The organism is Shewanella decolorationis (assembly GCF_004354305.1).
GTDB lineage: Bacteria > Pseudomonadota > Gammaproteobacteria > Enterobacterales > Shewanellaceae > Shewanella > Shewanella decolorationis.
The window spans coordinates 3,682,692-3,694,397 of sequence record NZ_CP037898.1 but is presented as its reverse complement, the minus strand read 5'-3'; the positions used below and the strand labels follow the sequence as shown (position 1 = coordinate 3,694,397).

Here is an 11,706-nt window from a genome sequence, read left to right as displayed (position 1 = left end):
GTGAGAGCGTATCACAGACTTGCTGAATCGAGCGGTTACGCATCAAACCAATGCCTAGAACCAACCAAACAGCTTGCTCTGCAGGGAAACGACGGGTTCGAAGTGATGCCCTGCCAGTTTGTTGCACAGCCTCAGCCACCCAATCAATGGGAACATGTTTGGCGAATACATCAATATCCTGCGATTGGCAAAATTCAGCAGTAACAAGTAGCTCTTTAGAAAATTCAGACATAAAAAAATCAGCCGCAACTTAGGTTGCGGCTGATTATGAAGCCCTTGAAAGATCGTTCAACTATTTAAAACGATCTGCATTAAACTCAGTGTCGCCTTTTTTGCTTTTATGTTTTGCTTTTGATGGTTAGGGCAGTTTATCGAACACCACCTCGAGATCTTTGCCGCTAAGCAGTTCGACAAATTCTTCACTCATCGCTTTACTCGTCTCGTTACTCGTCTCGTTACTAAGAGTACCGAGCGCAATTAAACCATCGGCGTAGCCAAAGTCCCTATAGAACAGGGCTAAATTACCCCAAGGGGCGTAATAGGTGATATCACCGCGTTTAGCGCTGGTGCCTTTTGGGGCCTGTGCTTTGGTGAGCTTTTGCTCGAGCATGGCGATTTTTTCGGTATTAGCATAGTCCTTAAGCGTGAGTCTTAAGGGTAAGCGGGCGTAGAAATCCTTTGCCGTTGGATTATCGAGGAGGATAAATCGATATGCTTTGCCGTTTGCGGTCACACTAATGTTCATCGAAGTCTCCTTAGATTGCGTCATGGCGTTTGTAGCTTGCTTTGGTTTAACTTGCTTTGGTTTAGCTAGCTTTGGCGAAGAGTCGCTAAGCTTGATTCAGGGCTTGTCATACTGGGCTGGGGAGACACTTTCTAGCCATGTGACCACCTTACCCGCGTTGGCTTCTTGTATGGCGATATACGTCATGGGTGTGCTGCCCGTCGCGCCATGCCAATGTTTGATATTCGCAGGGATCTGCACCACATCCCCCGGGTGGATTTCAAGGCGTGTTTGACCTTCTTGCTGTACCCAGCCCATCCCTGAGGTGACGATTAAGGTTTGCCCTATTGGATGAGTATGCCAATGGGTGCGACTGCCCGGCTCAAAGGTGACTAAGGCGCCAGATGCGCGACCTTCGCCCTTGGCCTGAAACAAAGGCTCAACGCGCACTCGGCCGGTAAAATAGTCTTCGAGCCCCGTCGCAGGGAGCTGAGTGCCATTGCGGGCAATACTAATTTGCTCAATGGCAATCGCTGTTTTAGGCTTTGTCCCTGATACCGGCACTGATGCTGGCACTGGCTCAGTTGCCTGAACGCCAAGCGTTAACAATAGCAGGGAGCCTAATCCAAAATGCATGGGTTTCATCGATTTATCCTTTTCAGTGGCGAAAAATCACTTATTCGGATCCTTATTCTTGCCACTTGCTGACGCGCAGGGTAGTTCATTCGTCGGTAATGCTTGCCTAATTCTCCAATTGTTAGGCATTTCGTATGCTAACGAGTTAGGTAGCGAGTAAGATAAATTCAGATGACTGAGTGCCGACTACTACTGATAAAAATGGGTGAAAACTGATGAGTGAGATGCAAATGGTGGATTGTTTTTCCCAAGTGCTTGCTGACAATGTGGCCAAAAGAACCCTTGGCGTCGAATGGGCATCATCTGAGGTCGAGGGACTCGAGTTTTATCGGCAGAATGCGCCCACCTCCCATTCAGTCTGTATTGTCGAGCCAAGTATTGCGGTTGTGGTGCAAGGCGCGAAGAGCATGACCTTGGGGGAACAGGTATTTATCTACGATCCGAGTCGATTTTTAATCACGTCTTTAGAGTTACCCGCCACCATGCAAGTGTTAGAGGCCAGTGCTGAAAAACCTTACCTCGGTGTCGTGCTAAAACTCGATTTGGCGGTGATGAGTGAATTAATGTTGCAAACGCCCTTAGCGAGGCAAAAGGATACGGTTACCGACCAAGGCATGATTTTAGGCCATTCCACCCCAAGCTTGCTGAATGCTTTCAGCCGTTTAGTCGCCTTACTCGATGAGCCTGAGTCGATTCCTGTGCTTGCGCCTCTGATTAAAAGAGAGATTTTTTGGCGAGTGCTTATCAGTGAGCAGGGCGCGCGCTTAAGGCAAATAGTCTCGGCGGGCAGCCACGGTTTACGTATCGCGCATGCTATCGAGTGGCTGAAGGTGAATTTTGCCCAGCATTTTAGCATTGATGATTTAGCCGATATGGCACGAATGAGTAAGTCGACCTTTCACCATCACTTTCGCCAACTGACCTCGATGAGTCCTCTGCAATATCAAAAACGGTTACGCTTGATGGAGGCTCGCCGATTGATGTTAAGCGAGAGCATAGATGCTGCCGCAGCCGCCTATCGTGTAGGCTATGAGAGTCCATCGCAATTTTCCCGGGAATACTCGCGTCTGTTTGGCAATTCACCCAAACGAGATGTCGATATCCATTGGTTATCATCGACCGGCCTGAGTGTGTAAGTTATTCGTAACAAACCAAATCGTTTAAATGATTTATTATGTGCGCTGCCTCATGGTAGGCTTACCTATTCAAGAGACTGCTAAAGTGGCGAGAGCCGCAGACTGGATTTGATGTCAGTCCATCCAATAGATCAAGGTAAAACAACCCCATGACCCAAGCCAAATTCGTTGAAGGTTCGATTCTTCGTCATATCCTCGTGATGAGTTCGACCGCCGCCGTGGGGATTTCTGCCTTATTTGTAGTCGATTTGCTCGATATTTTCTTCTTAAGTTTGCTTGGTGAACATGAACTGGCCGCGGCGGTGGGTTATGCGGGCAGCATTTCGTTTTTTACCACTTCTATTGGTATCGGCCTGTCGATTGCACTCGGCGCGTTAGTTTCCCGCTCGATTGGCGCAAAGGATGTGGAACTGGCCAAACGCCTATTGCTCAATAGTGCGGCGGTGACCACCTTAATCAGCCTCTTCGTGAGTGTGTTGGTGACCTGCTTTATCCCCGAATTAGTGACTCTGGTGGGGGCGAGCGGCCATACCGCCGAACTTGCCGAGAGTTATTTGTACATTTTGGTGCCTTCTTTACCCTTTATTTGCCTTGCGATGGCCCTTGGCGGTGCGCTGCGTGCCGTTGGGGATGCCAAGCTGTCGATGATGTCGACCTTAGCGGGTGGCGGCGTTAATGCGGTGCTGGATCCGATTTTTATTTTTCTGTTTGCCATGGGGATTGAAGGCGCGGCACTGGCGTCGGTGCTTGCCCGTATCGCGGTCTTTATCATTGCAGGGCGTGGGGTAGTGGTAAAACATCAACTGCTAGGTAAGTTTAACTTCAGCTATTTTGTTGCAGATCTCAAACCGATTTTCGCCATTGCCGGGCCTGCCATGCTGACGAATATCGCTACGCCCATTGGTAACGCCTTTGTGACTCGCGCGATTGCCGATTTTGGTGATGCCTATGTTGCCGGTTGGGCGGTGCTTGGCAGGTTAATCCCAGTCACCTTTGGGATGATTTTTGCGTTATCCGGTGCCATTGGGCCGATTGTTGGACAAAACTTTGGGGCGGGCAGATTCGACCGGGTGCGTGAGAGTTTAACCAAGGCGATTCAATTTTGTACCTTGTATGTGGTGGTGATGTCGCTATTGCTGTTCTTGCTCAAATCGCAGGTGGTGAGCCTGTTCGATATGAAAGGCGATAGCGCGGCGCTTATCGAGTTTTTCTGTAGCTATATCGCGGTGTTTTTTACTTTCTCCGGCATTTTATTTGTGGCCAATGCTTCGTTTAATAATCTAGGCAAAGCTAAATATTCCACCCTGTTCAACGTGGGTAAAGCGACGTTAGGTACTGTGCCATTTGTGTATTTCGGCGCGCAGTGGGGCGGGGTATACGGTGTGTTAATCGGCCAAGTATTAGGCTCGATTCTTTTTGGGATCATGGGCGTGTGGGTGGCCTACCGCTTAGTCGATAAGGTCGCACTGGCAAGCTGCGCGAGCGCAGCACAGCCTGTCGTGAGCGATACCGAAGAGGCGCAGAATAAGTGCCAGCAGCTACTCGCGGGAGATGAGGAAGAAATTGCCAATTGTGTTGGCCAAAATCTGCCCTCATCTACGAGTCCGTTTTCATCCTCCCATGTGCAAATGGGCCAATTGACCGAAGAGCAGGAATGCGAGGCGGCCGCTAACGCAGTGGATTTTGATAAAGCAAAACCGAATACGCCGTAGCGCCTTAGATAACCATCCTGGTAATTTAAAGAGATAAAAATTGATAAAACATAAAGGCCACTTTTCAGTGGCCTTTATGTTTGGCATATTCGCATTAGCGCGAGAGCGTTTTATGCGAGTGCGAGCATCATGAGAGTCACGACACAAAGAGGCTTAACTTGCCGCCTTATCTTCCGCGCTAGAAGCGTCGACACCTGCAATGTCTTCTGCCGCTTCAGGGAATAGAGTTTCTAGGGCTACGGCTTCTGGCGTTTCGGCTTCAAGACGTGCGCGCTCCGCTTTAGAAATATAACGCGGCTTTGCACCTACCTTGGGCTTCTCGATTTTGTTCTGTTTGGCTTTTTCGCGCTTAGCCATCTTCTTAACGATCTTTTGCTTCTTGTTCATAACATCTCTAATTCGGTTTTTGCCTATGCAGGCTGAGTCCAGTGGCTCAATTAAAGCTGGATTCTAACTGAATATTGCCAATCTCTCCATGTTTTGCTGTTAAGGCGCAGTCGAAGTTGTATCTAGAGCGAGATCAAGGCTGTGCTAGAATATGGCGTTTTTTACGGCTAATGCACTCTATTTATGTCAAGATTAGCGCGAATTACCTATTTAACATATTGATAGTCATCAATTTGTAATACTTTAAAAAAGCAATGGGCGGAGGTCATTTGTTAACTAAGATCACTTTCTTTGAGCGTTTCGAGCAGGATATTTTATCAGGGGCTAAGACCATTACCTTAAGGGATGAAGCCGAGTCCCATGTATTTGCCGGGCAAATTTTACCGGTATCGACCTTCGAAGCTGACCGTTGGTTTTGTGATATCAAGGTGATTGAGGTTGTGCCTGTATTGTTTTCGGCGCTGACAGAGCAACATGCTGCCCAGGAGAATATGACGCTGCCTGAGCTGCGCCGAGTGATCCAAGAGATTTATCCTGGCCTTGAGCAGCTATTTCAAATTCGCTTTTGTGTTGTGAATACAAGGGCGCACTCTATTAATTAACTCAATTGACTAAGTCCATTGATTTAGTCGATTGATTTAGCCCATTGATTTAGTCTACTGATTAACCCAATTGGTTAACGCTATTGACTAAGTGCTGCTTAAAAAATAGGCTGGCTTGTTTTGATGCAAGCCAGCCTATTATCTTTCGAGTGGAATGCGAACTTATATCGCAGACATCAATTAACTAACCGTCCAAGGTAGAAGTTTTTGGGCTATGCGGTTTGATTCACCCAGTCGCACCGCGGCGCGATAACGCATTCTGTAGAGCAGTTGGTAACACAAGGGCACCAAATACAGACTTGTCACCGTTGAGAACGACAAACCGCCGATAATCGCGATGGCCATTGGCGAGTACGGTGGGCCACCGCCGCCGATTTGTGTATCGCCCATTGCCAGTGGCACTAGGCCTAGTACGGTTGTTCCCACTGTCATCAGTACCGGGCGCAGACGGGTAATACAGACTTCGCGTATGGTGTCCGATAGCTTATCGAGATCCGGTGTCATCTGGTTGATTTGGTCGACCAATACGATGCCGTTATTTACCACAATCCCCATTAAAATCAAGATCCCTATCATAGCCATGACTGATATTGGCGTGCCTGTGAGCAGCAATGCCCAAAAGACGCCAGTGATCGAGAACAGAATCGAGGTGATAATTGCCGTCGGTAATAGCAAGGATTCAAATAGCGCCGCCATCACGATGTAAATCATGGCGATCGCAAGCAGCATATTGATAGCCATCACGCTCTGATCTTCATCCTGACGCTCAAACCCACCGCGCAACGAATAGTTATAACCATTCGGGAAGCGCACATTTTCCATCACCTGTTTGATCTTAGTTTGAGCTTCCTCTGTGGTGAGGTTATCTAAGTTCGCCCCGATAGAAAGCGAGGTTTGGCGATTATAGTGCTTGATGGTATCGAACCTAGGTTGAATTTCGATACTGGCAAGGTTATCAAGGGTATACAGACGTTGGTCGATACGCACGATCGGCAGTTGTTTTAGCTTCTCGAGGGATTTTTGCCATTCCTTCTCATAGGCCATTTCGATACGCAGTTCCCCATTAGGATCGTGCCTAAATGAGCGCAGCGGTGAGCCGCGCAGGGCCATTGAGATGCTAGAAGCCACTTCGTTGAGTTTTAAATCCAGTCGTGCCGCCATCTGACGATTTATGCGGATCACTACTTCCTGCTGTGCGCCGTTCACTTCGGAGCGCACATCCACTAGACCCTTAATATTGGAGAGTAAGGGTAATACTTGCTCACTCAAATGGATAAGTTCAGAGGTGGAACGACCAGTCAGTGTGACGCGAACGCCCGAGTTATCGTCACCCCAACCGAATTGGGGCTTCGCAATGGAGAATTTAGGAAAACCGCTGCGGATTTTCTTCTTTAATTCATCCAATGGCATGGGCAAGTCTTTTTTCAGCAAAATCACCGATGAAGCGTCGTCTGGCGCATAGTAGCTATACACTGAGTCGATATGGAATTCCTCTTTATTATTATAAAGATACTCTTCCATTTGGCTCACCATTGCCTCGGTCACATTAAGATTATGCCTACCTTCCACTTGGTAGTTGACGTAAATGCGCTCCTTACTTTGGCTGTCCTCCTGATCCTGTTTAACCATTAACAGCGGCAGGGCGGTGGATACTAAAATCGCCACTGAAATCAGGCCTGAACGCCAAGGACGGAGCAGCACCCAGTTGAGGCTACGATTGTAGAAGTTTTGTAACTTACCTGGCGCTTTCTCTGGCGTGATATCGAAGTGGAACTTAGTCAACATCAATGGAATTAATGTTTTAGCCACTAACAGCGAGGCCGCCAGAGAAATACAAATCGCAATCGCTACATGCTCAAGGAAAATAGTTAGTTGGACTTTTACGCCAAAAATATTGGGTAAAAATACGATAGCTGTGGTCATAGTGCCCGCAAGTACGGCAAGACTAACCTTATCGACTCCTACCATCACTGCGTTTTCACTGTCTTGAGCGTTCTGTATTGTTTTGCCTTGCTTTTCCTGTAGCACACTTTCTGTCACCACGACCGCATTATCGATAAGCATACCGACCGCCAATAACAACCCCATCATCGACAGAATGTTTAAGCTGTAACCCAGTAGATACATGGCGGCCAGTGTCATACCAATCGAAATCGGTACTGATGACACTACAATCATGGTCATCTTGAAATTTCTCAGGAATAAATACAGCACGATAAAAGACAGCAAGGCGCCGATTAATCCCGACAGCAGCAGATCCGAGAGGGAAGATTTTACGCCTGAAGCTTGATCTTCCATGATAAACAAGCGAATACCTTGAAATTGTTGATCCTGCTTGGCAAGTTCAATCACCTTTAATACGCGGTCTGACACTTCTACTAAGTTGGCACCGGATTCTTTAAAAACATCCAGACCTACGGCGTAATGCTTATCTAAATGACGGCCTTCGGTCCGCTCAGGTAGCGCAAATTGCACATCAGCAACGTCACCCAAGGTCAGTCCTGGCAATAGCACTAGGGCTTTAATGTCTTCTAGATTGCGAAACTCGCCCTTAGGAGACACCTGATAAACCAGATTACTTTCCCGCAAAGTGCCAGCACTCAACACAAAGTTTTCGCGGCTAAGACGTGTCTGTAACTCGGTTGCCGAATAGCCACTGGCGGCGAGGCGGTTGGCATTAATACGCACTTCAATCTGCTTTTGCTCAACGCCATAGAGGCTCACTTTAGAGACGCCTTCGACGCGCTCCAATGGCCGCTTTAATTGCTTATCGAGCAAATCGAATGCGCCAGAGAGTTCGCGGTCGCTTGAAATACGTATGGTCAATACCGGCATATCGGCCGTAGAAAATTGGCGGATAAACACCCGCTCAACATCCTTGGGCAATAAATGCCGCACCGCATCGATTTTTTCCCGCGCTTCTAAGCTTTTAGTGGCGACGTTCTCACCCCATTTCATATTGATTTCGATTTCCGCCCCCTCTTGGGAGGATTCGGATTCCAGCTCATCAATACCGCCCATAGTGGCGAGTGACTCTTCGAGCACCTTAGTGATATCGCGCTCAACTTCCGCAGGGGTTGAGCCTTTGTAAGGTACTTGCACCACAATTTGTGGAATATCGATGCCGGGGAACATTTCGAGCGGCAATAGGCGACTAGAAGCCAAACCAAACAGCAAGATAGCGAAGAAAAACATGCTGGTGGTGACAGGGCGTTTTATCGCTAAACGGGTGAGGTTCATAGGCGAGCCTCCGCAGTTTCTGCTGTGTTATCTTGCTCTGTGGCGGTATGCGTAAACTCTTTACGGTCAAACAGGGCATAGAGCACAGGAATCACAATCAGGGTTAATAGGGTTGAGAGGCTCAGACCAAAGATCACGGTAATCGCCATCGGTGCGCGAACCTCTGAGCCATCGCCTAAACCTAAGGCCATAGGCAGTAAACCTAATGTGGTGGTTAAGGTGGTCATCATAATCGGGCGCAGACGGGATTTGGCTGCGACCTTAATCGCCTCGAGCTTGTCCACGCCTTCGGTGCGCAGCTGATTAATCCTATCGACGAGTACGATGGCGTTGTTAACCACAATCCCCGCGAGCATGATAAGGCCGATAAACACCACCACACTCAAATGGGTTTGGGTGATATAGAGCCCCAGCACGCTACCTGCCAGCGCCATCGGCACAGCGAATAGGATCAGCAGCGGATGCAGCAGCGATTCGAACTGACTCGCCATCACTAAGTACACCAGAAAAACCGCTAGGATTAATGCAATCTTCAGTGATTGGAATGAATGCTCCATTTCCTCATTTTGCCCACCAAAGCGCGCTTGAACCGAGGCGGGCAACACTTGTGCCGACAAAATTTGCTGCGCTTCGGCCACAGCGTCACTTAAGTCGCCATAGGCAAGGTTGGCCGACACTAAGGCCACACGTTGTTGGCTGATGCGGTTAATCGCCGATGGGCCTAATTGCAATGACACTTCGGCCACGGCGCTCAGGGCAATCGGTTGTGGGCTGTTGGGGTTGATGATTAGCGCATCGATATCACTGATTTGATCCCGCTCATTCAGTTCGCTACGCACTAAAATATCAATCTTGCGGTCACGTACTGTGTATTGACTGGCGACCGTGCCCCCAACGCGCTGGGCGATGCGATTGGCGACCGTGGGCGCATCCATGCCTAAGGCGGCTAAGCGAGCATGGTCGAAGCGAATGCTGAGTTCTGGCTGACCATCACGCAGGCTAGTATTCACATCGGCAAAGCGCTCGGAGGCGGAAAGCGCCTTAACCAGACTATCGGCACTGCGTTTGAGCAAGTGTAAATCGTAACCCGTTAGCTCAATTTCCAATGGGGTTTTAAAGCTAAAGAGTTCAGGTTGCTCGATTTTGGCTTCCAGCTCAGGGATGCGGCGCGCGGTGTCACGCAGCACTTGCGTTACTTGGTGATAAGCCGTGTGATCGTTCAGAACGACCTGTAAACGCCCCCAATTTTCGCCGCCACGGGCGGTATCAGAGGTCATGAGACCGCCACTGCCCGCTTGGCTGTAGGCATGTTTGACTTCCGGCCTGTCTTTAATCGACATCGCGAGTTGTTGCAGCACTTTATCGGTTTCACCGACCGCTGTGCCAGGAGGCAGCAGGATCTCCACATAAAACTCCCCTTGATTCATCGGTGGGATGAGTTCCATGCCAAGACGGGGCAGCAGGCTAATACAGGCACCTGTGATCCCAATGGTCAGTAACAAGGTGGCGACTTGTTTACGCAGCGCTATCGCCAGCAGTTTGTGATAAACCGACTCGATAGCGTGGTAAACAAAGTTAAAACCACTGCTCAGCGGACGCATCACTAACCCAAGCAGCCAAGAGAAGAAGCGGCTAATGACTAACGCTAAAGTCAGCAATGCACTCGGTAAGTAGCTAAAGAGCAACACAATCGGGAAGGAAAATACCGTCGCGCTGTAGTGTTTTAACTTACCGAGCTTAGTAGTGGGTTTTTCCTTCGGGGCTTTCTTGATGAGTTCTGGCAGTGCTGTAAAGCCTTCGCGGGAGGCCAGCATTGGAATCGAAGTTAAAGCCACCAGGAGTGATGCGAGCAGGGCAAAGGTCACTGTGAGGGCTTGATCCGAGAACAGGGCACCGGCAATTCCATCGACAAAAACCAAGGGGACAAACACCGCGAGTGTGGTTAGGGTGGAGGCGAAAATCGCGCCCGCCACTTCTTTGGTTCCAGTCACTGCGGCATCTAACTTGCTCATGCCTTCGCTGCGGCAGCGGTCGATGTTCTCCAGTACCACAATGGCGTTGTCAACCAAGAGACCAATGGCGAGTGCAATACCGCCTAATGACATGATGTTTAAGCTGATATCAGCAAAGTACATCATATTAAAGGTGGCAATCACCGAGAAGGGGATGGAGATAGAGATGATCAGCGTTGGAATAATATTGCGCAGGAACAGGTAAATCACCAGCATAGACAAAATACTGCCCATCAACGCGGACGAGGTGACTTCGCTAACGGCACTCTCAATAAACTCGGACTGATCGTAAATCACTTCCAGTTTGTTTTGCTTAGGATCTTGGTTGATTTTGACTAGCTCATCGCGCAGCTTTTTAGCCACCGCGACCGTGTTGGCATCGCCTTCCTTATAGATAGCCAGTTCAATCGACTCTTGGCTGCCGATACGAGTGATGTCGCTGCGCTCTTTAAAGGCATCGGTAATGGTGGCAACTTCAAATAGACGTACTAAGGTCTGTGCGTCGCGATAGACGATCACTTGTCCCAATTCTTCCAATGAATTGAATTGGTTAAGGGTACGCACCAGATATTCGCGGTCGCCTTGGATCACTTTCCCCGCAGATAAGTTGATGTTTTCCTCGTTGATGCGGCGTTTAATGTCATCGGCATTCAAATTGAGCTGGGATAACTTTTCCTGATTGAGCTGAATATGCACTTCCTGCTCTAAACCACCGGATAAACGCACCGCGGCCACACCAGAGAGGGCTTCTAAACGTCGTTTAAGCTCTTCCTCGGCGTAGGTGCGCATCTGCTTGAGTTCAGCCTCAGACGCATTAGGCACCGATAGCGCGAGACGCATGATAGGGTCAAGATTGGGGTTAAAGCGCAGCAATAATGGCTTTTTAACATCCAGTGGTAGGGCGATAGTGTCGAGTTTTTCACGCACATCGAGGCTCGCCATATCCATAGTGGTGCCCCATTCAAACTCGAGCACTACATCGGACATGCCAGAGCGGGAGATAGAGCTTATCTTACGCAAGCCTTTCACCACGCCGACGGCTTCTTCAATGGGTTTTGAGACCAGTTGTTCTACTTCAACGGGCGCCGCACCATCGTACATGGTCCGAATGGTTAAGGTGGGGTAGCTTAAATCGGGTAGGAGTTTTACCGCTAAGCGCGAAAATCCCACCATACCGAATAACATAATGGCCAGCATGAACATCCATACCGTGACTGGCCGTTTAACAGAGGTGCTGATGATTGACATGAAAGACTC

8 protein-coding genes and 1 pseudogene are annotated in these 11,706 nt (G+C 48.9%); 3 read left to right on the top strand and 6 right to left on the bottom strand.

Annotated elements, in window-relative coordinates:
• The 3 genes and pseudogenes from EYR25_RS21565 to EYR25_RS16520 form a co-directional block, all read right to left on the bottom strand.
• Positions 1-118: pseudogene (locus EYR25_RS21565) on the bottom strand (transposase domain-containing protein); the annotation flags it as partial.
• Between the two features lie 240 nt (positions 119-358).
• Positions 359-745: a cyclophilin-like fold protein gene (locus EYR25_RS16525; protein WP_165953515.1), complete on the bottom strand. Its 387-nt coding sequence runs from the start codon at positions 743-745 to the stop codon at positions 359-361.
• 96 nt (positions 746-841) lie between these two features.
• A complete protein-coding gene (locus EYR25_RS16520; RefSeq protein ID WP_207953660.1) occupies positions 842-1,369 on the bottom strand; it encodes a (R)-mandelonitrile lyase in 528 nt (175 codons plus the stop codon).
• 206 nt (positions 1,370-1,575) lie between these two features.
• Here EYR25_RS16520 and EYR25_RS16515 point away from each other — a divergent pair, with 206 nt between their 5' ends.
• Together EYR25_RS16515 and EYR25_RS16510 are read left to right on the top strand one after the other, a co-directional pair.
• Positions 1,576-2,496 carry an AraC family transcriptional regulator gene (locus EYR25_RS16515; protein WP_133181515.1) on the top strand — a complete coding sequence of 307 codons (921 nt, stop codon included), beginning with the start codon at positions 1,576-1,578 and terminating at the stop codon, positions 2,494-2,496.
• Positions 2,497-2,645: 149 nt separating this feature from the next.
• A complete protein-coding gene (locus EYR25_RS16510) occupies positions 2,646-4,208 on the top strand; it encodes an MATE family efflux transporter (protein WP_133181513.1) in 1,563 nt (520 codons plus the stop codon).
• Between the two features lie 153 nt (positions 4,209-4,361).
• On the opposite strand, the gene EYR25_RS16505 is transcribed toward EYR25_RS16510, so the two are convergent.
• Complete coding sequence (locus EYR25_RS16505; protein ID WP_023265470.1) at positions 4,362-4,595, bottom strand: DUF2986 domain-containing protein; 234 nt, start codon at positions 4,593-4,595, stop codon at positions 4,362-4,364.
• Positions 4,596-4,864: 269 nt separating this feature from the next.
• Here EYR25_RS16505 and yqfB point away from each other — a divergent pair, with 269 nt between their 5' ends.
• Positions 4,865-5,197 (top strand): N(4)-acetylcytidine aminohydrolase, encoded by a 333-nt coding sequence (gene yqfB / locus EYR25_RS16500; protein WP_235056918.1) that lies wholly within the window; start codon positions 4,865-4,867, stop codon positions 5,195-5,197.
• A gap of 180 nt (positions 5,198-5,377) precedes the next feature.
• Here the strand turns inward: yqfB and EYR25_RS16495 are convergent, their stop codons facing one another.
• A complete protein-coding gene (locus EYR25_RS16495; protein WP_133181510.1) occupies positions 5,378-8,437 on the bottom strand; it encodes an efflux RND transporter permease subunit in 3,060 nt (1,019 codons plus the stop codon).
• Positions 8,434-11,697, bottom strand: a complete 3,264-nt coding sequence (locus tag EYR25_RS16490) for an efflux RND transporter permease subunit (RefSeq protein WP_133181508.1) — start codon at positions 11,695-11,697, stop codon at positions 8,434-8,436. The genes EYR25_RS16495 and EYR25_RS16490 overlap by 4 nt, the downstream gene beginning before the upstream one ends.
• Between the last annotated feature and the right edge of the window lie 9 nt (positions 11,698-11,706).